Source organism: Urinicoccus timonensis (genome assembly GCF_900232945.1).
GTDB lineage: Bacteria > Bacillota > Clostridia > Tissierellales > Peptoniphilaceae > Urinicoccus > Urinicoccus timonensis.
This window is the reverse complement of record NZ_OCTU01000001.1, coordinates 384,359-410,924: the sequence shown is the minus strand read 5'-3', so window position 1 is coordinate 410,924 and position 26,566 is coordinate 384,359. Positions and strand designations below refer to the sequence as shown.

At 43.8% G+C, this 26,566-nt stretch carries 25 protein-coding genes and 2 tRNA genes; 16 read left to right on the top strand and 11 right to left on the bottom strand.

All coding sequences use genetic code 11. The features are described 5' to 3' along the window. The first annotated feature begins 67 nt into the window (after nucleotides 1-67). From CS898_RS09960 to tnpA (CS898_RS01955), 3 genes are all read left to right on the top strand, one after another. The gene (locus CS898_RS09960; protein ID WP_234975998.1) at nucleotides 68-652 is read left to right on the top strand and encodes a helix-turn-helix domain-containing protein; all 585 of its coding nucleotides are present in this window, start codon (nucleotides 68-70) and stop codon (nucleotides 650-652) included. Then, nucleotides 565-1,494 carry an IS3 family transposase gene (locus CS898_RS01960; protein ID WP_234976017.1) on the top strand — a complete coding sequence of 310 codons (930 nt, stop codon included), beginning with the start codon at nucleotides 565-567 and terminating at the stop codon, nucleotides 1,492-1,494. The genes CS898_RS09960 and CS898_RS01960 overlap by 88 nt, the downstream gene beginning before the upstream one ends. A 277-nt stretch (nucleotides 1,495-1,771) precedes the next feature. Beyond that, complete coding sequence (gene tnpA / locus CS898_RS01955) at nucleotides 1,772-2,230, top strand: IS200/IS605 family transposase (RefSeq protein ID WP_009430075.1); 459 nt, start codon at nucleotides 1,772-1,774, stop codon at nucleotides 2,228-2,230. A gap of 144 nt (nucleotides 2,231-2,374) precedes the next feature. Here tnpA (CS898_RS01955) and CS898_RS01945 read toward each other — a convergent pair. Then, a tRNA-Ala gene (locus CS898_RS01945) sits at nucleotides 2,375-2,450 on the bottom strand. Between the two features lie 461 nt (nucleotides 2,451-2,911). On the opposite strand from CS898_RS01945, the gene secA reads away from it, so the two are divergent. From secA to tnpA (CS898_RS01915), 6 genes are all read left to right on the top strand, one after another. Next, entirely contained in the window at nucleotides 2,912-5,653 is a 2,742-nt protein-coding gene (secA, locus tag CS898_RS01940) for a preprotein translocase subunit SecA (protein WP_034437657.1), read from the top strand. A gap of 9 nt (nucleotides 5,654-5,662) precedes the next feature. Beyond that, nucleotides 5,663-6,784, top strand: coding sequence for a peptide chain release factor 2 (prfB, locus tag CS898_RS01935; RefSeq protein ID WP_034437655.1), 1,122 nt, complete (start codon nucleotides 5,663-5,665; stop codon nucleotides 6,782-6,784). 70 nt (nucleotides 6,785-6,854) lie between these two features. Continuing rightward, the gene (locus tag CS898_RS01930) at nucleotides 6,855-8,948 is read left to right on the top strand and encodes a helix-hairpin-helix domain-containing protein (protein WP_099207912.1); all 2,094 of its coding nucleotides are present in this window, start codon (nucleotides 6,855-6,857) and stop codon (nucleotides 8,946-8,948) included. A 37-nt stretch (nucleotides 8,949-8,985) separates the two neighbouring features. After that, nucleotides 8,986-9,582, top strand: coding sequence for a DUF445 domain-containing protein (locus CS898_RS01925; RefSeq protein ID WP_099207911.1), 597 nt, complete (start codon nucleotides 8,986-8,988; stop codon nucleotides 9,580-9,582). Nucleotides 9,583-9,593: 11 nt separating this feature from the next. Then, nucleotides 9,594-9,797: a CsbD family protein gene (locus tag CS898_RS01920; protein WP_099207910.1), complete on the top strand. Its 204-nt coding sequence runs from the start codon at nucleotides 9,594-9,596 to the stop codon at nucleotides 9,795-9,797. A 212-nt stretch (nucleotides 9,798-10,009) separates the two neighbouring features. Beyond that, nucleotides 10,010-10,483, top strand: a complete 474-nt coding sequence (tnpA, locus tag CS898_RS01915) for an IS200/IS605 family transposase (protein ID WP_099207909.1) — start codon at nucleotides 10,010-10,012, stop codon at nucleotides 10,481-10,483. 149 nt (nucleotides 10,484-10,632) lie between these two features. On the opposite strand, the gene CS898_RS01910 is transcribed toward tnpA (CS898_RS01915), so the two are convergent. The 10 genes from CS898_RS01910 to CS898_RS01865 all read right to left on the bottom strand — a co-directional run bounded on the left by CS898_RS01910 (nucleotide 10,633) and on the right by CS898_RS01865 (nucleotide 20,459). After that, nucleotides 10,633-11,100 carry a hypothetical protein gene (locus tag CS898_RS01910; protein WP_099207908.1) on the bottom strand — a complete coding sequence of 156 codons (468 nt, stop codon included), beginning with the start codon at nucleotides 11,098-11,100 and terminating at the stop codon, nucleotides 10,633-10,635. Further along, nucleotides 11,081-11,311, bottom strand: a complete 231-nt coding sequence (locus CS898_RS01905) for a helix-turn-helix domain-containing protein (protein ID WP_054254182.1) — start codon at nucleotides 11,309-11,311, stop codon at nucleotides 11,081-11,083. The genes CS898_RS01910 and CS898_RS01905 overlap by 20 nt, the downstream gene beginning before the upstream one ends. Before the next feature lie 7 nt (nucleotides 11,312-11,318). Then, nucleotides 11,319-11,789, bottom strand: a complete 471-nt coding sequence (locus CS898_RS01900) for a DUF2975 domain-containing protein (protein WP_099207907.1) — start codon at nucleotides 11,787-11,789, stop codon at nucleotides 11,319-11,321. A gap of 175 nt (nucleotides 11,790-11,964) precedes the next feature. Continuing rightward, complete coding sequence (gene murJ / locus CS898_RS01895) at nucleotides 11,965-13,560, bottom strand: murein biosynthesis integral membrane protein MurJ (RefSeq protein ID WP_009431643.1); 1,596 nt, start codon at nucleotides 13,558-13,560, stop codon at nucleotides 11,965-11,967. A gap of 69 nt (nucleotides 13,561-13,629) precedes the next feature. Further along, nucleotides 13,630-14,979, bottom strand: a complete 1,350-nt coding sequence (locus CS898_RS01890; RefSeq protein WP_099207906.1) for a citrate synthase — start codon at nucleotides 14,977-14,979, stop codon at nucleotides 13,630-13,632. Further along, entirely contained in the window at nucleotides 14,972-15,979 is a 1,008-nt protein-coding gene (locus CS898_RS01885; protein WP_099207905.1) for an isocitrate/isopropylmalate dehydrogenase family protein, read from the bottom strand. Before CS898_RS01885 ends, CS898_RS01890 begins: the two co-directional genes overlap by 8 nt. Nucleotide 15,980: 1 nt before the next feature. Beyond that, the gene (locus CS898_RS01880; protein ID WP_099207904.1) at nucleotides 15,981-17,897 is read right to left on the bottom strand and encodes an aconitate hydratase; all 1,917 of its coding nucleotides are present in this window, start codon (nucleotides 17,895-17,897) and stop codon (nucleotides 15,981-15,983) included. Nucleotides 17,898-18,094: 197 nt separating this feature from the next. Continuing rightward, on the bottom strand, nucleotides 18,095-19,018 hold the full coding sequence (locus tag CS898_RS01875; protein ID WP_143614556.1) for an IS3 family transposase: 924 nt from the start codon (nucleotides 19,016-19,018) through the stop codon (nucleotides 18,095-18,097). Then, a complete protein-coding gene (locus CS898_RS01870; RefSeq protein WP_099207903.1) occupies nucleotides 18,952-19,491 on the bottom strand; it encodes a helix-turn-helix domain-containing protein in 540 nt (179 codons plus the stop codon). The genes CS898_RS01875 and CS898_RS01870 overlap by 67 nt, the downstream gene beginning before the upstream one ends. Nucleotides 19,492-19,568: 77 nt before the next feature. Then, complete coding sequence (locus tag CS898_RS01865; RefSeq protein ID WP_099207902.1) at nucleotides 19,569-20,459, bottom strand: DMT family transporter; 891 nt, start codon at nucleotides 20,457-20,459, stop codon at nucleotides 19,569-19,571. A 182-nt stretch (nucleotides 20,460-20,641) separates the two neighbouring features. On the opposite strand from CS898_RS01865, the gene CS898_RS01860 reads away from it, so the two are divergent. From CS898_RS01860 to CS898_RS01830, 7 genes are all read left to right on the top strand, one after another. After that, a complete protein-coding gene (locus CS898_RS01860; protein ID WP_099207901.1) occupies nucleotides 20,642-22,399 on the top strand; it encodes an ABC transporter ATP-binding protein in 1,758 nt (585 codons plus the stop codon). Between the two features lie 277 nt (nucleotides 22,400-22,676). After that, nucleotides 22,677-23,411: an energy-coupling factor ABC transporter permease gene (locus CS898_RS01855; RefSeq protein WP_234975997.1), complete on the top strand. Its 735-nt coding sequence runs from the start codon at nucleotides 22,677-22,679 to the stop codon at nucleotides 23,409-23,411. Continuing rightward, a complete protein-coding gene (locus CS898_RS01850) occupies nucleotides 23,386-23,676 on the top strand; it encodes an energy-coupling factor ABC transporter substrate-binding protein (protein ID WP_009431691.1) in 291 nt (96 codons plus the stop codon). The genes CS898_RS01855 and CS898_RS01850 overlap by 26 nt, the downstream gene beginning before the upstream one ends. A gap of 4 nt (nucleotides 23,677-23,680) precedes the next feature. Beyond that, nucleotides 23,681-24,337 carry a CbiQ family ECF transporter T component gene (locus CS898_RS01845; RefSeq protein ID WP_159459103.1) on the top strand — a complete coding sequence of 219 codons (657 nt, stop codon included), beginning with the start codon at nucleotides 23,681-23,683 and terminating at the stop codon, nucleotides 24,335-24,337. Nucleotides 24,338-24,345: 8 nt separating this feature from the next. Further along, on the top strand, nucleotides 24,346-25,164 hold the full coding sequence (locus tag CS898_RS01840; protein WP_009431992.1) for an energy-coupling factor ABC transporter ATP-binding protein: 819 nt from the start codon (nucleotides 24,346-24,348) through the stop codon (nucleotides 25,162-25,164). Between the two features lie 95 nt (nucleotides 25,165-25,259). After that, a tRNA-Gly gene (locus CS898_RS01835) sits at nucleotides 25,260-25,333 on the top strand. A gap of 324 nt (nucleotides 25,334-25,657) precedes the next feature. After that, a complete protein-coding gene (locus tag CS898_RS01830; protein WP_009432001.1) occupies nucleotides 25,658-26,566 on the top strand; it encodes a phosphate ABC transporter substrate-binding protein in 909 nt (302 codons plus the stop codon).

The following is a 26,566-nucleotide window of genomic DNA, read 5'->3' as shown; positions in this document are numbered from 1 at the left end:
TAACTCAGGCAAGATGCACTGACCCCCAAAAGTTGGACCAAGAAATCCAACCTTTGGGGGTCTTTTAATGGCAAAATACAGTTACGAATTGAAGAAGAAAATCGTCGAGGAGTACTTGTGTGGTAAAACAAGTTATCAAGCCTTAGTAATGAAATACCAAATCGAGAAGTCCGTTCTCAGGCTATGGATTAGCAATTACAAAAATTATGGCGATGAAGGCTTAATGCGCTCTAGAAATAATCGTGCGTATAGTGTAGAGTTTAAGTTAGAAGCTATTACACGCTATGAAACGAGCGAATGCAGCTACCGACAACTTGCCCTCGAACTCGGTTTGACGAATCCGTCCATGATTGTCAATTGGCGAAGACAGTACCGAGAGAAGGGCATCGAGGGGCTGCTCCCGCATAAGCGAGGGAGACCTGTGACAAAGAAAAATAACCACAACCAACCACCAAAAACTGTAAAGAAAAGCGAATCCATCGACGCCTCCACACGCGAAGCATTGGAAAATCGTATCAAAGAATTAGAGGCAGAAAATCGGAAACTTACCATTCAAAAGATGTTCTGGGAACAGCTCAGGAGTTTGGAGAAAGAAGAAGCAATGAACAAAAGGCGAAGATTGTCTCCAAACTCCGAGAACAATTCCAACTAATAGAGATTCTTGCCGCCATCCATTTCCCAAAGTCCACCTTTATGTATTGGCAGAAAAAATGGTCCGAAGAAGACAAGGATCAATCCTTAAAAGACGAAATCCTTGTCATTCGGAGCCAACACAAAGACTATGGTTATCGCCGCATTCATCTGGAATTAAAGAACCGGGGCCAGGTGGTGAACAAAAAGAAAGTGCAACGATTGGTCCAAGACATGGGTCTTCAAGTCCACTCCTATGGTAAGAAATACAAGAAGTACAATTCCTACAAAGGCGTCGTGGGGAAAATCAAGAAAAACCGAATCAACCGCCGGTTCAATACCAGCATCCCCTTGCAAAAAATTACCACAGACACCACAGAATTTAAATACTATGAAGAAGATAAGACCGGGAAACTTCAAACAAAGAAACTCTATCTCGACCCCTACATGGACATGTACAACCTGGAAATCATCAGTTACGTCCTATCCGATCAGCCCAATGGAGTCACCATGCTGCAAGGTTTAGAAGTAGCCATTGAGCGAACAAAGGCCTGTCCTTATCGACGGACCTTTCACTCCGATCGTGGTTGGGGTTATCAAATGACCGCATACCAAGCCATGTTAGAAAAACATCATATTTTCCAAAGTATGTCAAGAAAAGGCAACTGCTATGACAATGCACCTATGGAAAACTTCTTTAGCCTATTGAAAAGAGAAATCTACTATGGCCACAATTACCGTAGTCGTGAAGAACTGGTGCAGGCAATTGAGCAATATATCCGTTACTACAACGAAGATCGAATCAAAGAAAAGTTAGGAGGTCTAAGTCCAAAGCAATACCGTGAACGCATGCAATCCGCATAGAACGAATGTTATGTAAAAACAAAATCGAGTAAGCGAAATGCTTACTCGATTAGGTCCAACTTTATGGGGTCACTCTAAGATGCTGAGGGTTTAAACACAAAAAAGTCGGACTCTCGTCCGACTTTTCTTTATTGATGACTTTAGTCAGTTGAGCACGCAACGCGTGCGAAACAAAAAACTACCCGCTATGCGGGTAGGAAACAAAGGTTATACCAAAAAATCACCTCAGTATTATAATAGAGTTGTTCAGACCTAAAATAATGAAGAGGTGATTTAAATGGTTCAAAAGGCAAATTCATTATCACACACAAAATGGATGTGTAAATATCATATTGTCTTTACACCAAAGTATAGACGAAAAATTGTTTTTAATCAATACCGAGACAGTTTGGGAGAAATATTTAGAACATTATGCAAATATAAAGGAGTCGAAATAATAGAAGGACATTTAATGCCAGACCATGTGCATATGCTAGTTAGTATTCCCCCAAAAATATCAGTGTCAAGTTTCATGGGATACTTGAAAGGAAAAAGTGCACTAATGATGTTTGACAAGCATGCAAACCTAAAATACAAATTTGGAAACAGACATTTTTGGGCAGAGGGATATTATGTAAGTACGGTAGGATTGAATGAACAAACAATAGCAAAGTATATAAGAGAGCAAGAGCAACACGACATAGCAATGGATAAATTAAGTGTAAAAGAATACGAAGATCCATTCAAGAGAAGATGAAGTAAAGCCCTTTAAGGGCAGGCTAAAGAGGCAAAAACAATAAGGTTTGAACAAAGTGAAAACCAGCGCCTTGAGACGCTGGTTGGTAATACTTGGGCTTATAGCCCGTGATCAAACCACCCGTTTTACGGGTGGTTATGATTATGGTGGAGAATAGGGGACTTGAACCCCTGACCTTCTGGCTGCCAGCCAGACGCTCTCCCAACTGAGCTAATTCCCCAATCCACATTATTATATCTTAGAAAATAGAACTTGTCCAGTAAAAAAACTATTTTTTTAGAAAAAATCTTGAAAGAAGCCAGCTGAAATTTTCTGGCAAAAAGGAAAACCCCAGAAAGCTGGCTAAGGACAAGAAAAGTCTTGACCCCAGGCCCAGGGTGTGGTTAAATAAATACAATGTAAAGACCTTGATAGGACTAGCTCAGTAGGATTGCAAGAAGAGGGTTAGGCTTTGCAAGTTGTCTATCTCCAAAAATGACTATCTGAGCCATGGAGGGCTCATTTTTTTATGAAAAAGTGAGATGGCAAAGATTCATCTAATTTCTTGGAAAAACTTCTAAAAAGCTTGATAATTCAATGAATAAAGCCATTGAATATGATATAATAAGATAGTTGAAGATTTTTAAGAAATATGAAATGGCTTGAATAAAAATAAAGATAAATGAGGAAAGGTGAAAAGGCGTGGGACTATTTGATACGTTGTTCGGTTCTTATTCAGACCGAGAAATTAAAAAAATTCAGCCTTTAGTAAAAAAAGTCATCAGCTTAGACCGAGAAATGCAAGGTTTAACCGATGACCAATTAAAGGCAAAAACAGAAGAATTCAAAAAACGGGTCCAAAAGGATGGGGAAGATCTAGACCATATCCTACCGGAAGCCTTTGCTGTGGTTCGAGAAGCAGCATGGCGGGTTTTGGGCATGAAGCACTTTGAAGTTCAAATTATTGGGGGGATTATCCTCCACCAAGGACGGATTGCGGAAATGAAGACCGGGGAAGGTAAGACCCTGGTAGCTACCCTACCGGCTTATTTAAATGCCCTGGAAGGTAGGGGTGTCCATGTAGTTACAGTCAATGACTACCTGGCCAACCGGGACCGGGAATGGATGGGTAAAATCTATGAATTCCTAGGCCTGTCTGTAGGTTGTATCCTCCATGATATGACACCAGAGGAAAGAAAGGCTGCCTACAATGCAGACATTACTTACGGGACCAACAATGAATTCGGTTTTGACTACCTAAGAGATAACATGGTCATCTACAAGGAAGAAATGGTTCAAAGAGACCTCCACTATTGTATCGTGGACGAAGTGGACTCCATCTTAATTGATGAAGCTAGAACTCCTTTGATTATTTCAGGCCAAGGGGATGAATCCACAGACCTCTACATCCGGGCAAGAGACTTTGTCAACACCCTAACCAGCCGGGTTAAGTCTCAAGATGAAGAAAGAGCAGACATCTTCAACCGGGAATTTACCGAAGAAACTGTAGACTATGTCATTGACGAAAAACAAAAGACCTCAACCCTGACTGACAAGGGGACTGCCAAGGCAGAAAGCTATTTTGGCATCGACAACTTGTCCGACATGGAAAACATGGAATTGGCCCACCATATCAACCAAGCCCTTAAGGCCCAAGGAAATATGAAGAGGGACATCGACTATGTAGTCCAAGAAAATGAAATCATCATCGTGGATGAATTTACTGGTCGTTTAATGTATGGACGGCGCTATTCAGATGGACTCCACCAAGCTATTGAAGCCAAGGAAGCCATTGAAGTCAAGGCAGAATCCAAGACCCTAGCAACAGTTACCTTCCAAAACTTCTTTAGGATGTATGACAAGCTAGCTGGGATGACTGGGACAGCCAAGACAGAAGAAGAAGAATTCCGGGAAATTTACAAGATTGACGTTATTGAAATTCCAACCAACAAACCCGTTATCCGGAAGGACATGAATGACGCCATCTACAAGGATGAAGAATCTAAATTCCAAGCTGTTACAGAAGAAATTGTCAAACGACATGAAACAGGCCAACCCATCCTGGTAGGGACCATTTCCATTGAAAAATCAGAACTATTAAGTAAGTATTTAAAGAGACGAGGCATCAAGCACCAAGTCCTAAATGCGAAAAAACACAAGCAAGAGTCTGAAATCGTAGCCCAAGCAGGTCGCTATGGGGCCGTTACCATTGCCACCAACATGGCCGGTCGTGGTACAGATATTGTCTTGGGTGGAAACCCAGAATTCATGGCAAAAAAAGAACTGCTTAAACAAGGTATTTCTGAAGCCACTCTTGAACTAGTAGACTCCTTCTTTGATACAGAAGACCAAGAAGTAATTGAAGCTCGTAAACTCTACCAAGAAGAACTGGCTCGCTTTAAAGAAGGCACCGATGAGGAAGAAAAGAAGGTCATCCAAGCAGGTGGTCTCCACATTATCGGGACTGAACGCCATGAGTCCAGACGGATTGACAACCAATTAAGGGGTCGGGCCGGTCGGCAAGGAGACCCAGGTTCCACCCGTTTCTATATTTCTGGAGACGATGATCTGATTCGTCTTTTTGCCGGAGACCGCTTTAAAAAGGTCATGGCCTCTATTGATACTCCACCGGATGAACCCATTGAGCACAAGATTTTAACCCGTTTAATTGAATCTGCTCAAAGAAAGGTAGAAGGAAATAACTTCTCCATCCGGAAAAACGTCCTCCAATATGACGACGTTATGAACAAGCAAAGACAAGTCATCTATGGAGAACGTCGCAAGGTCTTGGAAGGACAAAACTTAAAAGACGACATCTTAAACATGGTAACAGGCCTTGTAGACAGCCTGGTAGACTTCTACAACAAGCCTGACGAGCACGGCCATAAAAACCTAGACCGTCAAGGCCTCTTAAACAGCTTAATTGAAACTTTCGGCTTCGAAGAAAATGAGCTATCAGGCCACGAAAAAGATTCCATCCAAGACTTAAAAGAAGCCATTCGCCAAAAGGCCTTTGACCGCTACCAAGCCAAGGAAGAAGAATTTGGTTCCGATAAGTTTAGAGAAGTAGAACGAGTTGTCCTCCTCCAAGTAGTGGACCAAAAATGGATGGACCACATCGATGCCATGGACCAACTCCGTCAAGGAATTGGCCTAAGAGCAGTAGGCCAAGTAGACCCAGCCCGGGCCTACCAAAACGAAGGTTTCGATATGTTTGAAGCCATGAATGAAACTATCCGGGAAGATACTGTTAAGATGCTCTTCCATGTCTACAATCCTGAAAATGTCCACCGGGTTCGGGTGGCCAAGGAAGTAGAAACAGTCAATCCTGATGATGGCAAGCAAAAACCCTATGTCCGCAAGAACGAAAAAGTTGGTCGAAATGACCCCTGTCCTTGTGGAAGTGGAAAGAAATATAAGAATTGTCACGGAAAAAATGCTTAAGGAGGTCCTATGGAGCAAAACATCTATCTAGATAAAGACGGCTTAGACAAGGCAAAAAATCTGGTTTTAGAACTTGGGGCATCCATAGACATTGACTCTTTAAAGGCTGAAGAAAAGGAAATCGAAAAAGAAACCTTTCAACCAGGTTTTTGGGACGATTCTCAAGCGGCGCAAAAGTTAATTAAAAAGCAAAACCAATACAAGGAAAAAATCGACACCTATGACCAGCTGATGGAAGACATTGAAGAAGCAGAAGTCATGATTGACCTTATGGAAGAAGAAGAGGATTTTGCCTTTTACGACCAATTCAAGGAGTCTGTCCAAGACATCCAAGACCGGGCCGCCAACTTCAAGTTAACCACTCTTCTAACAGGGGAATACGACGACAATGCAGCTATTGTCTCCATCCATGCCGGAGCCGGAGGAACAGAAGCCCAAGACTGGGCAGACATGCTCTACCGGATGTACCGCCGCTATGGAGATAAAAAGGGCTTCAAGGTAGAAACCCTGGACCTCTTAACAGAAGATGAAGCAGGGATCAAGTCCGTAACCATGCGGATGGCCGGTCCCCATGCCTATGGCTACCTAAAAGCTGAAAAGGGAGTCCACCGCCTAGTCCGTATCAGCCCCTTTGATGCGGCCAAAAAGCGGCACACCTCTTTTTCCAGTGTAGACGTCTATCCTGAATTGGATGAGGACATTGAAGTAGACATCAAGGATGAAGACTTGAAAATTGACACCTACCGGTCCTCCGGGGCTGGTGGTCAGCACGTCAATACAACGGATTCCGCTGTTCGGATTACCCATATTCCCACAGGGATTGTAGTCCAATGTCAAAATGAACGGTCACAAATCCAAAACAGAGAACAAGCCATGAATATGTTAAAGGCAAAATTAATTGCCCTGGCAGAAGAAGAGAAAAAAGAAAAGATTGACGACCTCCAAGGCAACTATGCACAAATTGCCTGGGGATCTCAAATCCGCTCTTACGTTTTTCAACCCTATACCATGGTCAAAGACCACCGGACGGGAGAAGAGGTAGGAGATGTAAACCGGGTTATGGACGGAGACCTAGACCCCTTTATCAACGCCTACCTACAAAAAACTGCCACAGAATCCAAAGAAAATTGAAAGAAGTTGAGAGGATCTTTAGGGGGAAACCACCGTGAAGGTCCTTTCTTTATGAACAATAGGAGGCCCTATGAAGATTAGTGCAGAATTAGCCAAGGAACTTAATTTAGGAGAAAAATCAGTCCAAGCCGCCCTGGATTTGATTAATGACAACAACACCATCCCCTTTATTGCCCGTTATAGAAAAGAGCAAACCGGCAATATGAGTGATGATGACCTCCGGACCCTTTATGCCCGTTACCTGGCCCTAAAGTCCCTGGAGGAAAAAAAGGAAGAAATTGAAAGAAAACTCAAGGACCTAGAAGTCTATAATGAAGACTTGGCCAAGGCCATCGAAGGAGCCAAGACCTTGACAGACCTGGAGGACATCTACCGGCCCTACCGGCCCAAGCGTAGGACCCGGGCCACCATTGCCAAAGAAAAGGGCTATGGTCCTGTCTATGAAATCCTGGTTAAGGAAGGGGCGACAGAAAGAGACTTAAAGACCTGCCTGGAAGGCTTTGAAGATTCAGAAGAAGCCCTACAAGGAGGCATGGACATCCTGGCAGAAGCCTATTCTGACGATGCAAAAATTCGGACCCTGGTGAAAAAATTTGTCCGGCTCACAGGACAAATTGCCAGCCAAGAGGGCAAAAAGAGTGACGACACCTATGCCATGTACTACGACCGGGAAGAACCCCTTAAGAGGATCCAAAACCACCGAGTCTTGGCCCTGAACCGGGGAGAAAAAGAAGAAGCCCTGAAGGTCAAAATCAACTTTCCCAAGGACCTTTTGGAAGGTCAAGTGGCCATGATGGCCTTGGTGGACAACCAGGTCAAGGACAAGCAGGAAGAAGCCCTGAAAGATGGCTTGGACCGTCTGGTCTATCCTTCTATTGAAAGGGAAATCCGAAACGACCTAACAGAAAGAGCCCAAAAGGACGCTATAGATGTCTTTGCAAAAAACTTAAAGCCCCTTTTACTCATGCAACCTCTGAAAAACAACCGGGTCCTGGCCATGGACCCAGGCTATCGGACTGGATGCAAGGTTGCTGCCTTGGATGAATATGGAAAGGTCCTGGACCATACCGTTATCTATGTTACCAAGTCTGACCGAGAAAAAGAGGCCGGGGAAAAAGAAATCCTCGGGCTGATTAAAAAGTACGGCCTCCAAGTGGCCTCCATTGGTAATGGAACGGCCTCTCGGGAGACGGAGCAATTTATGAGTGACTTGATCCAAGACAACCATCTGGACATGACCTATGCCATTACTAATGAGGCAGGAGCATCTATTTACAGTGCCTCCAAGTTGGGAGCGGAAGAATTTCCTGACCTGGATGTAACGGTTAGGGGAGCCATTTCCATTGGCCGCCGCCTCCAAGACCCTCTGGCAGAATTGGTTAAGATTGAACCCAGGCATATTGGTGTGGGCCAATACCAACATGACCTGCCCAAGCAAGAATTGGAAGGCACCCTGCAAGGGGTGGTCCAAGATAGTGTAAACCGGGTGGGGGTAGACCCCAATACAGCTTCTGTTCCCCTCTTGTCCTATGTGGCGGGGATTGGACCCAAGCTGGCCAAGGAAATTGTCAAGTACCGGGAGGAAAAGGGCCCCTTCCATTCCAGAAAAGAACTCAAGGAAGTCAAGGGAATGGGACCAGCCAGCTTCCAACAATCGGCAGGATTTTTGCGGATTGTGGATGCAGAAAACATCCTGGACCAAACGGCTGTCCATCCCGAATCCTATCCCCTGGCCCAACTTCTTTTAGAGGGCAAGGAAGACCAGGCCAAGGAAATGGCAAGGGAAGCCGATATGACCTATACCCTGGAGGATATCAAGGAAGAATTAAAGGCTCCAGGACGAGACCCTCGGGACCAATTGGACCAAGTTTCTCTTCGTAAGGGGGCCATGGGTCTGGACGATTTGGAACTGGGAATGCAATTCCAAGGCCCCATCCGCAATGTTGTCAATTTTGGTGTCTTTGTAGATATTGGAATCAAGGAAGATGGCCTGGTGCACAGGTCGAAATTATTAAATGCCCCCAAGGACCGGAGAGCCTACCAGGCTTTTGATCCCAGCAAGGCCTATAAGGTAGGGATGACCCTTTCTGTAGAAGTCATTGAAATCGACAAGGAAAGAGGCCGGGTGGGCCTGAAGGAAATTTCTTCTGGTCCAGAGTGTTAAGAAAGATTTATGGGGTATCTATTAGATAGGTGATGCAATGAAATTTTTACAAGTTCTGCTGGTGGTAGCCATTAGTGGCCTTATAGGATATCTAACCAATGTCCTGGCCATTAAGAGCCTCTTTCGGCCCATTCGGCCGGTAAAGGTGGGTCCCTTCTCTATCCAGGGTCTCATTCCCAAAAGGCGGTTTGACGTGGCCCAAAGTATTGGGTCCATGGTGGCCAGTGAACTTTTAAGTCAGGATGATTTGGTTTCCCAAATCATCAGCGATGAAGATGAAGAAAGATTTAGAGAGATATTAATTCAAAAAATCCAAAAAATTGTCTTGGAAAAAATTGCCTTCTTGCCCCTAGGTATTCAAAACAAGATTTTAGTCACCGTTGAAGACAAGATGGACAAGGAAAGTTCTAAACTTTTCAATGAGGTCAGGGCCCTGGCTGAAGACCACATTCGAAACAAGGTCGATGTTGGAGCATTAATTGAAGAAAAGATTAATGCCTTGGATTTAGAGCAGTTGGAAGAATTGACCCTGCAAATTGCCGCCAAGGAATTGAGGGCGATTGAATGGGTTGGCCTGGTTATGGGGGCTGGAATTGGTTTGATTCAAGGTCTCTTAACCGTCTACTTGTTTTAAGGAGGATTATGATGAATAAGGATTTACTTTTAGGAAAATGGGAACAATTAAAGGGAAGCGCAGAAAAAGAATGGGGCAAGCTGACCAAGGATGACTGGAATGAAATCAAGGGTGATACTCAAATTCTAAAGGGAAAAATCCAAGAACGCTATGGATTGACCAAGGAAGAAGCAGAAAAAGCCTATGAAGACTTCAAGGCAAAATTAGACAAATAAAAATGATCCCCTGGGACTAGAGTGACCCCATAAAGTTGGACCTAATCGAGTAAGCATTTCGCTTACTCGATTTTGTTGTACGCTTTAGCATGAAAAAACCACCAGCTATGCTGGTGGTAGGAAAATAAGCTTTAGCTTCAAGTAAAAAAGCCTCCCATGATATACTAAATAAGTTACTGGCAGTAGCATATTTAGAAAAGGGAGGCATCCACATGGATAAAAATAGTTTATCACATACATCTTGGAATTGTAAGTATCATATAGTATTTGCTCCGAAATATAGGAGACAAATTATCTATGGAAACCTAAAGCAAGATATAGGAAAGATATTACGAGATTTATGCGAAAGAAAAGAGATCAACATTATTGAAGCAGAGTGTTGCCCCAATCATATCCATATGTTGTTGGAGATTCCACCAAAATATAGCATATCCCAAATCATGGGGTATTTAAAAGGAAAAAGTAGCTTGATTATTTTTGATCGTCATGCAAACCTAAAGTATAAGTACGGAAATAGACATTTTTGGTGTCGAGGATACTATGTAGATACAGCTGGAAAAAATGCAAAAAAAATACAAGATTATATCAAAAACCAGCTGAAAGAAGATTACATGGCAGATCAAATCAGTATGAAAGAATTTATAGACCCGTTTACGGGTGAGCCGGTGAACAAAAGCAAGAAATAAAGTGCTTTAGCACTAGCTGTGAAAATTGGTGCACGAGTAAGAAAATTCAAAGCATGGAATGCTGCCGGTAACAGCCCCTTATAGGGGCAGAACAAACCACCGGCTAAGCCGGTGGTTATGATTATGCTTTTAGGTGGCTGGTTTTACCATCAAGTGTCACAGCGGACATATAAAATTTTATTGGTCTTTTCATCAATCAGCAGGCCAATGAAGTTTCCATAGCGGTAGTCGGTGGTTTGCTTAAAGTAGGCCCGGCTGATTTCACTTAAGCCTGGTAGAAAGCCCCGACGGTTCAAAGCTGTTAAGCAGCCTTCAATAGCTTCAAACTCCTTGGAATTTTTATCCACCTCATAGGGGCTTAGCTGGCCTTCTATGAACTTAATTTCTTCTGCCTTGGCAGACAGGAGGATTCCCGCTTCGCCATCTCCGTGAAAGTCTGGTTCCTTGTACATTTCCTTTAAACGCTTCACATCCTTAGACAGGTGGATCTTAAACTCATAGGCCACTTCCTTGACGGCCTGGGGCCGGTGGTCCGACTGGGCGTAAAGGACAGGGACCAGGCAAAGGCCTATAAGAATCATGATTAGAAGGCATCGTTTATAGGTTTTTTTCGTCATCTTCATCCTCCTCATAGCGTAACAGGTCTCCAACATCGCAAGACAGGACCCGGCAAATCTCCGATAGGGTGGAAAAGCGGATGGCCTTGGCCTTGTTGGTTTTTAAAATGGATAGGTTGGATAGGCTGATGCCCACTTGGTCAGAAAGCTCTGTCAGGGTCATTTTCTTTTTAGCCAAGGCAACATCTAGATCAACAATTATTTTTCCCATAGTCACCTCATATTGTTAAGTCGTTTTCTTCTTTTAGGGTCATACCTTGCCGGATTAGGTCAGCCAGGAGTAAAAAGACCTGGTTCAAAAGCAGGGCCAGGAGAAAGAGGCCCATAAAGGCTAGGTTAGTAATGGACCCGTCCAGGTTGAAGTTTGTAAAGACAATGGCCAAGACTGCCAGGATGCAAATTCCCACAAAGGACAAAGAAGTTCCTTGGAGATAGAAGAGCATCTTCCGGTCAAAGATTTGGTCCCGGCCATAACTTTCAAGGGCCAAAAAACCAAAAACCAGGCCAATGACCAGGCAAAGGACCATGGCTTCACACAGGACCAACATGGGGATGTGCATGTTGTAAAATTGGGGGGTCATGGATAGGACAAGGTAGGAAAACTTGTAGCCTCCATAGGCCAGGCCCAAGCAAAGGACTATGGCCAGGATTAAAAGGGCCCCAATAAAGTAAACTCTAAATTTTTTCATAAGTCACCTCGAAAAGTTCAATGGGATAAAGCTTAAGTATATTATACAGCGTATTTATTGAAAGTCAATATTTATTTATTGAATATCAATAAATAAATAGCGTTTAAAGTAAAATTGAAAGGAAGGATTTTGGAAAATAGCCATAAAAAAAGAACCCCGAAGGGTTCTAATTTTTTTAATTTAAAGATTTTCTTTTCTTCCGGGCTTCCAATTTGCTGTTGACCAGGTGGACGATGTCCTTGACTTCTCTAAAGCCTAGGAAGTAGAGGATAAGGCCGTAGAGGAAGGCTGAACATAGGGCAACAAGAAGTAAGAGGACCAACTTGGCCAGACGGAGTTTGGCTCCGGCTAAAAAGCCAGCCAGGACCATTTCCAAGGGGAAGAAGGCAACAGAGGCAAAGATTCCCATAATAAGTCCTGCCAGGCAGGTTTTGATAATAGCCCGGAGGTAGGAAGACATGCCCAAGTGGCCAATGCGTTTTCTCAGGATGATAAAGCGCAAAGCACAGGCTACAGCTGTAGCTACGGTAACACTACCGGCTAGACCCCGTACTCCCAAGATGTTAACCACTAAAAGGTTGAGGCTGACGTTAATGACCACGTTGCAAATGCCGATATAGAAGGGGGTCTTAGTATCCTGGATGGAAAAGAAGACCCGGTTCAGGACATTATTAATAGACAAAAAGACCAGGACTGGGGAGTAGAAGACCAGGACCTTGGCTGTTTCCAAGGTATCTTCTGGAGTAAAGGCCCCGTATTGGAGGGCAATTTCGATAATGGGTCGGGCCAAAACGGCCATGCCAATGGCAGAAGGGACAGTAATTAAAAGAACGCTTTTGACTGACCCGTTCATGATTTGCTTGCCCAGGAGATAATTTTTTTCGGCAAAGGCCCGACTCATGGCCGGGAAAACCACAGAGGTAATAGCTGTGATGAAAATTCCCAAGATGACCAGGTTAATCTTGTTGGCATAGTCCAGCCGGCTGACGGCAGCATTTCCCAAGCCTGTTGCCAGGTACTTGTTAAAGATGGTGTTGATGTTGTTAATAGAAACAGAAACCAAAACCGGCATGGCCAGGATCAAGGCCTGTTGGGTGTACTTGTCCTTGAAGTTCAGGATGGGTTTAAAGTGGAAGTCTGCTTTTAAAATGGAAGGGACTAAAAATAAAACCTGGGATAGGACGGCCAAGACGGAAATGGCGGCTAGGCCCTTGATGCCAAAAATAGGAGCTAAAAAGATTAAGTAGATGATATAGACAATATTATAGGGCAGGTTGACCGCTCCCGCTGCAGCAAAGAGGTTGTTAAATTGCAGGTAGCCGGTAAAAATTCCCACGGTGGCTGCAAAAATAATCAAGGGCATGGAGTAGCGGATTAAAACAACGGTCAGGGCCTTGGTTTCAGGATCGAAGCCTCCACCGGTGATGTTGGCAATGGTCGGGGCAAAGATGATACCGAGACTTGCTACTGCAATGGCTACAACCAGGCAAACGGAAATCATGTTGGATGTAAACTTGTCCTTGGCCCCGGGACCCTCGTTGAGGTGGACTTTTTGTAATTGTGGGATAAAGGTTGTGGCGATGGCCTCTGTAATCAAAGCACTCATCAAGCCTGTCGACGATTGGGCAACAGTCCAGGCAGCCTTTTCCATACCGGACCCATATTGGTAGGCAATTAAGGTTTCCCGGCCTAGGCCGAAAAATTTACCTAAAAGGGAAAAGATGATAATGGCGGCTGTAGACTTGGCCAAATTTTTTGCTTGTTCTTCCATGATACCTCCTTCATATCTAAATTAAAAGTATATTGAATTTAAGGGGATAAGTCAAGATGGACAGGAGGATTAACGGTCTTCCATAGGAAGGTAGTTTTGGGGTTGGTTGAGGGTTAGGTAGGCTGGTCGCATAATTTTTTTGTCCAGGACTTGTTCCAAGCGGTGGGCACACCAACCGGTGGTTCGAGACAGGGCAAAAATAGGGGTAAAGAGGTCTCGGGGAATTCCTAAAAGGTGGAAGATTAAACCGGAGTAAAGGTCCACATTGGCTGGAGCTGGATGGGATAGGGAAAATTTATCGGCAATTAAGACCCCACCAATCTCTTCAATATTTTCAATGAGCTGGTATTCTTCCAGGCAATTCTTGGATTGGGCCAGGCTTTTTGCTCTTTCTTTCAAAAGGAGGGCCCGGGGGTCGCTTAGGGTGTAGACGGCATGGCCCAGACCGTAGATGAGGCCGGACCGGTCAAAGGCCCTTTGGTCCAAGACGGCCTCCAGGTATCTTTTAACCTGGCTAGGCTTGGTCCAATTGGAAGTCTTGGCCTTTAAGTCTGCCACCATGGAGTCCACCATAAGGTTGGCTCCACCATGTCTAGGTCCCTTCAAGGATCCCAGGGCAGTGGTAATGGCACTGTAGGAGTCTGTTCCCGAGGAGGATACCACATGGGTGGCAAAGGCGGAGTTGTTCCCTCCACCATGCTCTGCATGGAGGACCATAAGAGCATCTAGGATTTGGGCTTCCTCAGCTGTAAAAGAAGAATCCGGACGAATCATATGGAGGAGGTTTTCTGCCGGGTCATAGTCCTCCAGGGGACGGTGGATAATCAGGGAGGCCTCGTCTACATAGTGGCGTTTGGCCGCATAGCAGTAGGCTAAAATCATGGGCATCTTGGCAATCAGGCCCAGGGATTGTTTTAAGACATTGAAAATCTCTGTATTATCTGGGTCTGGGTCATAGGAATAGAGGGAGAGGACTGACTGCATAATCTTATTCATGAGGTTTTTATTGGCTGTCTTTAAAATGACATCTTCCAGATAGCCTCCCGGCAGGCTGGTTAAGGACCAAAGGGTTTCGTGGTAGATGTCCAGGTCTTCTTGTGTGGGAAGTTGACCAAAAAGCAGGAGGTAGGAAACTTCTTCAAAGGCATGTCTTTGACTTTCTTGGGCTCCTTGTAAAATTTCGGCTACAGAATAGCCCCGGTAGTCCAGGCGGCCGGGAGCCGGAATCTTTTGCCCATTTTCATAACCATAACCCACAACGTCGGCCACCCCGGTAACCCCTACCAGGACCCCGGTGCCATTTTTATTTCTTAGACCCCGTTTGATATTGTGGTCTTCATAGTATTTGGGGTCAATATAGGCCCTTTTTTCAATGACCCGGGCATAGCGTTTTAGACGGTTGGTATTTTTCTTATCCATGCTTAATCTCCTTGACCTTTTGGATTAAGAGGTCGGTAAACTCTGAAGCCTTTAGGGGTCCTCCCAGGTCTTGGGTGGACGTTTCCTTCTTGGATAGGAGGAGGTCCAGGCCTTGACGGATAGACCCAGCATAGTCGCCCATGTCCAAATAATCCAGCATCATACAGGCAGATAGGAAAAAGGCTGTGGGATTGACCAGGTCCTTGCCTGCCAGGTCGGGAGCAGTTCCATGGACGGATTCAAAGATGGCCATGTCATCCCCGATGTTAGCTCCAGGAACCAGGCCCAGGCCTCCGATTAATCCAGCGGAAAGGTCTGACAGGATATCTCCATAGAGGTTTTCTGTGGCAATGACATTGAATTGGTAGGGGTTTAAAACCAATTGCATGGCCATGTTGTCCACCAGGACTTCTTCCAATTCAATAGAGGGATAGTCCTTGGCCAGGTCCCGGCCGGCTTTAAGAAAGAGGCCGTCGGTAAATTTCATAATATTGGCCTTGGTAACCAGGGTCACCTTGGGATAGCCGTGGTCCAAGGCATAGTCAAAGGCCCGTTTAATCAACCGTCTGGATCCTTGGTAGGTGATGATTTTAATGGAGTGGGCTTCAGTGTCTGAAACCATTTCTTCTACACCCCGGTAGAGGTCCTCGGTATTTTCCCGAAAGATAACCAGGTCAATGGGGCAATCTGGATTCTTCCAGGGGCCCAGTTCCTTAATGGGCCGGATATTGGTGTAGAGGTCGTATTTTTTACGGAGTTGGACATTTAAAGACCGAAAGCCCTCCCCAATGGGGGTGGTCATGGGGCCCTTAATGGCGACCTTGTTTTTTTCCAGACTCCGGAAGAGGCTGTCGGGTAAATAGACTCCGTGCTTTTCATATTCTTCCTTGCCGGCTTCTTGGATATCAAAGGAAAGGGGAATTTGCAAGTCCTTAAAGAGTCGGATTAAGAGCTTGGCTAATTCTTTTCCTACCCCGTCGCCGGGAATTAAGCTAATCATATTAAACCTCCAAATTTTTTGAATAATTCAAGTTACCTCCGGCCAAAAGGATGGCCAACTCTCTGGGAGACCCCTTAAATTCTAGAGAAAAGGCCAGGCCCTTGGTCTTGTTGAAGGCCAAAATTTGACCCTTGGTCAGGCCCTCATGCAAGTTGTCTAAAAGAAGCTCATCTTCTGGATCCACCAGGCCATAGATGGCTGGATCGGCAAAGGTCAAGGGGAGGATACCGGAGTTGATGAGGTTGGACCGGTGAATCCGGGCAAAGCTCTTGGCCAAAACAGCCTTGACCCCAAGATAGAGGGGGACCAAGGCGGCGTGCTCCCGGGAAGACCCTTGGCCGTAGTTGTCTCCAGCTAGGATAAAGCCCCCGTCATTTTCCTTGGCCCGGTCGTAAAAGTCATCCACCAGGGTGGAAAAGGCATAGTGGGCCAGGTGGGGGATGTTGGATCGGTAGGGTAAAAGTCCAGCGTGGCTGGGAACAATATCATCTGTAGTGACATTGTCTTGGACCTTTAAGAGGACTCTTTTTTGGATTTGGTCTTCCAGGGAATCGTTTAAGGGGAAGGGTTTGATGTTGGGGCCCATAACCAGGTCCTTCCGTCTTTGGTCTTTTTCCTTGGGATAGATAAAATAATCATCTACATGGTCATAGGAAGAAAGTCTGGGGATGTCCACTTCTTGGCCGGGAGTCAAATAGCCCTTAATGGCCGAACTGGCGGCAGTTTGGGGACTTACCAGGTAGATTTGGGCGTCCTTGGTGCCGGACCGGCCCTTGAAGTTGCGGTTAAAGGTCCGGAGGCTGATGCCCTTGGACTTGGGGGCTTGGCCCATGCCAATACAGGGACCGCAGGCGGATTCTAAAATCCGGGCTCCCGAGGCAATCATGGTGGCCAGGGCTCCATTTTCTGCCAGCATCTTCAAGATGTTGGCTGATCCTGGGCTAATGACCAGGGAAACATCGGGATGGACCCGGTGGCCCTTTAAAATTTGGGCCACAGCCATAAGGTCGGCATAGGAAGAATTGGTGCAAGAACCTATAGCTACTTGGTCCACCTTTAGGGAGTCAATTTCTGAAACAGGAACAACAGCGTCAGGACTATGGGGCTTGGCCACCATGGGCTCAATAGCCGACAGGTCAATTTCCAAACGGGCATCATAGGAGGCTCCTGGGTCTGGTCCCAGTTCAAGGACGTCTTCTTCCCGGTGGTGGGCCCGTAAAAAGTCCTGGGTCACTTGGTCAGAGGGGAAGACGGAGCTGGTGGCGCCTAATTCCGCCCCCATATTGCAAATGGTGGCCCGGTCCGGGACAGATAGGCTTTTGACCCCAGGACCGGTGTATTCCATAATATAGCCCACGCCACCCTTGACGGAAAGTTTTTTCAAAATGGTCAGGATGACATCCTTGGCATTGCAATTGGCCTTCAAGGATCCCTCTAGGTAGACCTCATAGACCTTGGGAAGGGTTAAGAAGTAAAAGCCCTTGGCCATGGCAACGGCCACGTCCAGGCCTCCAGCCCCAATGGCTAGAGAGCCTAACCCCCCGGCAGTAGGGGTGTGGGAGTCAGACCCAATCAGGGTAGCTCCAGGTCTTCCGAAGCGTTCCAGGTGGACTTGGTGGCAAATGCCTCCCCCGGGTTTGGAGAAGATGAGGCCATATTTTTCTGCTGCCGATTGGATAAAGGCATGGTCGTCGGCATTTTCAAAGCCTGCTTGGAGCATGTTGTGGTCGATGTAGGCCACAGAAAGGTCTGTAGCCAGCTTGTCTACATCCAAGGCTTCCAGTTGGAGGTAGACCATGGTTCCTGTAGAATCCTGGGTCAGGGTTTGGTTGATTTTTAAGCAAACCTCCTTGCCAGCTTCCAGGTCTCCATCTAAAAGATGGGAGGCGATGAGTTTATAGGCTAATGTTTTTGGCATAGGCATCTCCTTAAGTAAATAAAAAAAGTCAACGAATAAAATAATTAAGGTCTATTTTACCGAAAAATTCCCCAAGATTCAACAAGTCATTGAATGTAAAAGAAGGCCTAAATTTTAACAAATAGAAGGTCAGGAGAAAATAAAAAAAGCCTGCTTAATGACCTGAACCCGTAAACACGGAACAATTTAATAATATTTTAAGCGGAATGTAATCTGTACATAACAGGGGACATTCCGTTTAATTTTGTTTTAATCCTATCCTCATTGTACCATTTAATATATTTTTCAATATCATTTATCAAATGTTCATAACTTTTAAAATCTTCCCCATAAAACATTTCCTGTTTCAAGATTCCAAAGAAGTTCTCCATTGGAGAATTGTCTAGACAATTGCCTTTTCTTGACATACTTTGTGTAATATTCATTTTTTCTAGTTTATTAGTCCAAGAGCTATGTTGATAATGGAATCCTTGGTCCGAGTGTATAGTTAAATCTTTAATGTCTCTATTTTTTTCTAATGCTTTTTCTAGCATTGTATTTGTTAATTCTATTGTTGGGTGATAACCTAGCGTATAGCTTATTATTTCACTGTTGTATAGGTCTAATATTGGTGATAGGTATAGTTTTTTTTCTTCACCTTTTATTCTAAATTCTGTTACGTCTGTTAACCATAATTGGTTTGGTTTACTTGCTTTAAATTGTCTATTTACAACATTATTTGCAACCTTTCCTATTTGCCCTTTGTATGATGAATATTTTCTTGATCTAGTTTTAAATTTGGTGCATAGCAAAAATTCTTCTCTCATTATTTTTAAAACTCTTTTATGGTTGACATTAAGCCCTTTATTTTGTAATACTTGAGTCACCCTTCTGTAGCCATATCTACCTTTTGATTCTTCAACTATGCTTGTAATTTCCCTTCTAATTTCTTTGTCTTTATCTACTGGATTTTCTAATTTTATTTTCCATTCGTAGTAGGATGATTTTGGTAACTCAGCTATTTCTAGCCATTCACTTATCTTGCTTTTTGGATATTCTTTTATTAACTTGAGGATTATCTTTGTCTTTTCCTTGCTTCTGCTTCCTCTTCCAGTAGCAAGGCTTGTAGCTTTTTTTCGTATATTATCTTCATTTTGAGAAGTCTATTTTCTTCTCTTAATCTTATTAATTCTTCTCTTTCACTTTCGTTTATTGGAGTATTAAGTTTAGACTTTTTATTTGATTTAGTCATATCTTTACTAGGCCTTCCTCTGTTATCTTCTAACCCAGAAAGACCACGCTCTTGATAAGTTTTCTCCCACCTGTATATTATGGATTCATTTACAAGGTTGAAATGCTCTGCAGTCTCTCTAAGCGAAGTATTCTTGATTTGCCTATATTGTATTACAGATAACTTAAATTCACTAGTGTAATTATTGTTTCTTAGTTTTTTAGATAAGTTATCAAATCCTCCTGACTTGTATTTTTCTATCCAGTTTTTCAAAGTTCCATCTGGAATATCATATTTTTTAGCTACCTTTTCACGCCCGCCTATTTCTCCTGATAAATATTCTAGCACTAGTTGTATTTTAAATTCTTTTGTGTATTTTGGCATACAAAAAACCCCTCCATCCGTATTCCGGATTTTGGGGTTCAGGTCAGATCCCGGTTTTTTCTGCTTAAAATTTTACTTTAAGAGCTTTTTTGGCTAGTTTCTTTTCCGTCCAAGCTGCCAATTAAGAAGATGACAGAAATCATTAAAAGGGCTCCAATCCATTGAATCCAGGTCAGGTATTCTCCTAAAAAGACCATGGCTAAAATAGTGGAAACCAGGGCTTCAAAATTGGCAATTAGGCTGGCCTTGGTAGAGCCCAAAATCCGGACTCCAGTATTGTAGGTCAAGATGGCCATGGCTGTAGAGACAATTCCCAAAAGAAGAAGGGACAGCCCTTGGGAGGAGCTAATGGGTAGAAGCCTTTCTCCCCGGACCAGGCATAGGAGGCTTAGGACCAGGCCGGTGGATAAGATGATATAGAAGGTAGTCACTACAGGGGACAGGGATTGGAGGTCCTTGTGGTCCAGAAGCATGGTGTAGATGGCATAGAGGCTTCCTCCAACTAGGGAGATGACCACGCCGATGAAATTGACATTGGCCCCAGGACTCCGGGTTAGGAAGTAGAGGGCCAGGACACTTAGAACCAGGCAGAGGACCTTTTTTTTGGACATGGATTCATGGAAGAAGAAAAAATTCAAGAGGGTGACGATGACGGGGTAGAGGGCAAAGACAAAGGCTACAATGGAGGCGTCGGTAAAGCGGAGGCCGGCAAAGTAGCAAATAGAAAAGGCCGAATAAAAAAATCCCCCAATGGCAGCCAAAAGGAAGCCTTGTTTTTTGGTTAGCCGGAAGGATTCCTTGGACAAGACCAGGTAGGCCAAGAGGACCAGGCTGGCAAAGTAGAAACGAAGAGTCAGGGTAGCTAGGACGCCATAGCCTGATTCATAGATCCCCTTAGCCAAAACACCCATGGATCCAAAGCCTAAAGTTGATAGAATAACACAAATTTCTCCGCGAAAAGATTTCATCCTGGTCCCTCCTTATCCAGTCCTTATAATACTTCTATTATAGAGCAAAAAAAATAATTTTAACAGAAATTGAAAAGAAAAATCTAAAACTTTGGTCTACTTCCTGGTCTTAAGAAAGTGGACCTAACTTGTCTATATAGGTCCCATTGGCTATAATAAATAGAGTATGAAAAGGAGGTTATATGAAAAGTTTTAAATTAATAAAAAAAGTTCTTCCTTATTTTAAGCGCTACCAGGCCATTCTCTACCTGGATTTATTTTGTGCAGGCCTCACCACTCTTTCAGAGATGGTCCTGCCTTTGATTTTACGTTTTATTACCAATACGGGGATGACGGACCTGGAGAGCCTAAGTGTAGGAATTATTGTTAAACTAGCCCTGCTTTACCTGGTGGTCAAGACCGTGGAAGTTATCGCTGGATTTTATATGACCAGCATAGGCCATATTATGGGGGCCAAGATTGAAACCGACATGCGCCACGATGTCTATGCCCACCTCCAAGGCTTAAGCTATCGCTACTACAATGAAACCAAGGTAGGACAGATTATGAGTCGGCTGACCAATGATCTTTTCGACATTACTGAATTTGCCCACCACTGTCCGGAAGAGTACTTCATTGGTGGCTTAAAAATCTTGATTTCCTTTATTATTTTGGCCAAGATCAACCTACCCCTGACCCTGATCCTCTATAGTTTGATTCCCTTGATGATTATAGGGGCCTCTAGCTACAACCACAAGATGCGCCAGGCCCAAAAGGACCAAAGGGTCCATGTAGGGGACCTAAACTCCACCATTGAAGATTCTCTTTTAGGAATCCGGGTGGTGAAGTCCTTTGGCAACGAAGAAGAGGAATTGGAAAAATTCCAAGGAGAAAATGTCAAATTCCTAGGAATCAAGCGACAATTTTACAAGTCCATGGCAGGCTTTAACACGGTGACAAAGATTTTTGACGGCCTGATGTACCTGGTGGTCATCCTGGGTGGGGGAATCTTTATGATCAAGGGTCGGATCCAACCGGGAGACCTCATTGCCTATGTTATGTATGTTACCACCCTCTTAACCACCGTAAGACGGATTGTGGAATTTACAGAGCAGTTCCAAAAGGGGATGACGGGGATTGAACGCTTTAGTGAAATCATGTCTGAAGTTTCTGAAATTAAAGATCCGGAAAACCCCAAAGACTTTGACCAAGTCCGAGGAGATATTGTCTTTGACCATGTGGATTTCTCCTACAATGACCATGAAAGAGTTCTGAAGGACTTTAACCTGTCCATCCAGGCGGGAGAAAATATTGCCATTGTGGGACCGTCGGGGTCAGGAAAGACCACCCTGTGCTCCTTGATTCCACGCTTTTATGATGTGGACCGGGGGTCTATATCCATTGATGGGATAGACATCCGCCAGGTGAAATTGGCCGACCTTAGGAGCCATATTGGTATTGTTCAACAAGACGTCTACCTCTTTTCTGGTACCGTCTATGAAAATATCCTCTATGGTAAGATGGACGCCAGCCGGGAAGAAGTTATCCAGGCATCCAAACTGGCCGGAGCCCATGACTTTATCCAAGACCTTCCCCAAGGCTACGACACCTATGTAGGGGAAAGGGGCCTTATGTTGTCTGGGGGGCAAAAACAGAGAATCTCCATTGCCCGGGTCTTTTTGAAAAATCCCTCGATTCTAATCCTGGACGAAGCCACTTCGGCCTTGGACAATAAGAGCGAAATCATCATCCAAGACTCCCTGGAAAAACTTTCTCAAAACCGAACCACCCTAACCATAGCCCACCGGCTGACAACCATCCAAAATGCCGACCGGATCCTGGTTATGACCCAGGAGGGAATTATTGAAGAAGGCAACCATGAAGACCTTATGGCCCTGGGGGGAGAATACTATAAACTCTATACAAAAAATGGACGTAATATGGAAAGTATTGGCCAGTAAGAATAGGAAGCTAGAAATAGCTTCTTATTTTTTTAAATAAAAATGTATTTTATTTAAAAAACAAAAGAGAAGTTAGGGGAAATGGGATAAAGCAGATATGCTAGTACCCCTATGGGTATAAAGACGAAAAAAGCAAGAGCATATTTACAAATACTTGTTGCAAAAAAGAAGCATCTAGTATATAATTCTATCTGTAAAGGAGGGTGGATTCCCGGGAAATCCCCCGTCTGAATCATTCGTTATATTTTGTATCGTTAGAGAAGTAGGAGGCGTAAACTTGAAAAAATATTCAAAATATTTAAAATATTTTCCTCTCCTAGCCCTATACATTGCAGTGGCAAACTCACAAAGTGTCTATGCAATGCATATCATGGAGGGATTTTTACCAAAAAAATGGGCTTTGATTTGGTTTATCATTGCAGCTCCATTTGTTATTTATGGTCTTAAGAGAATTACTGAAATTGGGAAAAATGATCCGGACAAAAAATTATTACTTGCCCTAGCAGGTGCCTTTGTCTTTTTACTTTCATCCTTAAAACTTCCATCTGTTACTGGATCATGTTCTCACCCAACAGGCGTTGGTTTGGGAATCGCCATTTTTGGACCAGCTCCCATGTTTGTTTTGGGAACTATTGTTTTGATCTTCCAAGCCCTACTTTTGGCCCACGGTGGTTTAACTACCTTGGGAGCCAATGCCTTTTCCATGGCCATTGCAGGTCCTATTGTTGGTTACCTGGTTTACAAGGGTCTACGCAAGGCAGGGGTTAAAGACCTAGTAGCTGTTTTCATTACAGCAACCATTGCAGACTTATTTACCTACATCGTAACAAGTTTCCAATTGGGTCTTGCTTTCCCAGCTGGTAACATGATGGGTGAAGTGGTTAAGTATCTTGCAATCTTTGCCACAACTCAAGTACCCATTGCGATTATGGAAGGTATCTTAACTACTTTAATCTATGATAAGGTTAAAGAATACGGAGGGGCAGGTGAACTCGTTGAAAAAATCAACTAAAACTATCCTAGTCATTATTATGTTGGCCCTTATCATCGGACCTCTATATGCTGTTTCAAATGGTGAATTCGGCGGGTCAGATGATGCGGCAGAAGGCCAAATTACAGAAAGCAATCCAGACTACGAACCATGGTTTGAACCACTGATTGAACCCAAGTCTGGTGAAATCGAATCTTTATTGTTTGCTTCTCAAGCAGCCCTGGGAGCCATTATTATTGGCTACTACCTAGGCTACAATAAGGGAAAGAAAAATGCCTCAAATTGACTCTTTGGCATATAATAACGGGTTAAGCCAAAAAAACCCATGGATAAAAGCGAGTATCGGTATCTTTTTACTGGTACTCGCTCTTGTCAATGAATCTATCCTATGCCATCTAGTCATTATAGTCCTCTTGTTTGGGAGCATGGTTTTTCTTGCTAAATTACCAGCCCGGAGGGTAGCAAAACTCTACACCCTCCCCTTGGTCTTTCTCTGTATGAGCCTTTTGGCCATGGTTCTATCCTTCCAAGTTGACAAGATTGACTATTTATTTTTTGCAAAACCCTTCCACATGGGGCTCAACTATGCTTCAGTGGAGGTTGCAAAGAAGACCTTTTTCCGATCTATGGCTGGAATTTCAGCCACCTACTTTATGGCCCTGACCATTCCCATGAATCAAATGATCTATCTTTTAAAGTCCCTCCACACACCGGAGGCCTTTATAGAACAAATGGTTTTAATGTATCGCTTTATAGCCATTTTCTTTGAGGAATTCCACACTCTGGAAAGGGCCTTGATTTTAAAGGGGGGCTACCGGAACAAGTCTTTGATGATTCGGTCTTCTTCCATTATTGCAGGAGCCCTATTTGATTCTATGATGAAGAGTTTTACCAGCTACAAAGTAGCCTTAGACTGCAAGTTGTTTGACGGACACTTTTATCTTTAGGAGGACCTATGTTAAGACTAGAAAACCTATCCTATGCCTATCAAAAGGGTGGCGAAAATGCCCTTAAAAATTTAAATATGGACTTTAGCAAGGGATCTTGTGTGGGCCTTTTGGGAGAAAATGGTGCCGGGAAGTCCACTATCTTTTTAAACATGCTGGGGATTTACCGACCTAGTCAAGGAAAAGTCTACTATCAAGATAAAGAGTTGTCTTATAAGAAAAAGGACTTAAATGACTTTCGGTCCAAGGTGTCCATGGTCTTCCAAGACCCGGACCAACAAATTTTCTACTCCAATGTTAAAGACGATATCGCCTTTGCCTTGAAAAATCAAAAATTAGACCCGGATGTTATTGAAGACAAGGTGCAAAAGGCCATGGAAGCTGTAAATATCACCCACTTAGCCAACCGACCCGTCCACTACCTATCCTATGGGCAAAAAAAGAGGGTAGCCATTGCAGGGATCTTGGCCATGGACTGTGAAACCATTCTTTTTGATGAGCCAACAGCGGGTTTGGACCCCTCTATGACTGAGTCCATCAAGGAACTTTTAGCCAGCCTGGTGGCCCGGGGCAAGAAGCTCATTGTCAGCTCTCATGATATGGACTTTATCTACGATGTTTGCGACTATGTCTATGTTATTAGCCATGGAGAGATGGTTACCGAGGGAAGTATTGACCAGGTTTTCTTAAATGAAAAGGCCATCCAAGAGGCAGGACTTGTTCCACCGACCTTGGTTCGGATGCATCTCTATGGAAAAACGCCCCTATTTAAAAAAGAAAAAGACCTCTACTCCTATCTAAGAGAAAGAGCTGGAGATCGTCTTTAAATGAGATAGAGATCGCCTAAGACGGTCTCTTTTTTACTGGGAAAAACTATTTTCTCCAGAGGGCTTTCGTGGTATAATAGAGGGCAAGAAAGATTGCGGCTGTAGTTCAATGGTAGAATATGAGCTTCCCAAGCTTAGGATGTGAGTTCGATTCTCATCAGCCGCTCCAGAATTTATAAGACTCATAAGTGTTGAATCTTCAATGCTTATGGTTTTTTTTATTGCCTTAAAAGGCGGGTTTGAAAAGTTAATAGAGTCAAAAACTTTCTCCAAAAAAGAGTAAAAATTTTAAGAGGCCTTGTCTTTCTATTTACAATGCCCCTTTACTTTTTAAAGATTAGAGGGGGAGATTAGAGGATTAAACCTCCACAAAGGGCTATTTTCAGGGGAAAAAATATTTTACAAAATCTTTACATAGACCAGGTTTTTATCTTTACATTGGGGCCAGTACAATAAGCATATACTTTGAATGTTTGAAAGGAGAAAGTAAAAAATGAAAAAAAGAATTTCTGCAATTGTACTTGCAGCTACGATGCTTTTAGTCGCTTGTGGTGGTGGAGGAAATAATACTGCCAACACTGCCAACAATGGAGGAAACAATGCCAAAGCCCCAGCTGAAGAATCCACTTTAGAAGGCTCTATTACATCAGCAGGCTCTTCTGCTCTTTTACCCCTAGTTGAAGATGCCGCCAAATCCTTCCAAGATGAAAATCAAAAAGTTTCTATCAGCGTGAGTGGTGGAGGATCTGGAGCTGGTTTAAAACAAGTTTCTGAAGGAGCCATTGACATTGGGAACTCTGATGTTTATGCAGAAGAAAAATTGGACGAAGCTCAAGCAAAAGACTTGGTAGACCACAAGGTTTGTGTTATTACCATGGCACCTGTTGTTAACAAGGTAGTTGCTGAAAAGGTAACAGACCTAACTCAAGATCAAATGATTGGAATCTTTACTGGTAAAATCACCAACTGGAAAGAAGTTGGCGGACCAGATGAAAAAATCATTCCTATTTCTAGACCATCTACTAGTGGAACCCGGGCCTTATTTGAAGAATATGCCTTAAAGGGTGAAAAACAAATCGACGGATCTTTAGAAACTGACGATTCCGGTACCTTATTACAAACTGTTGCAGACACTCCAGGAGCCATTGGCTACCTAGCTCTGTCCTATCTACAAGAAGAAAACCCCGATGTAAAGACAGTCAAAATGGACGGAGTAGAACCAACTTTAGAAAACACCTACAATGGAAAATACCCAGTATGGGGTTATGAACACATGTACACTAAAGGTGAACCCAACGAAGTTGCAAAAGCCTTCTTAGACTATATTATGGGCGACAAATATGGTCAAGCTGTTGAAAAAATGGGTTATGGCGTAACTTCTAAAATGCAAGTTGAACGCTAA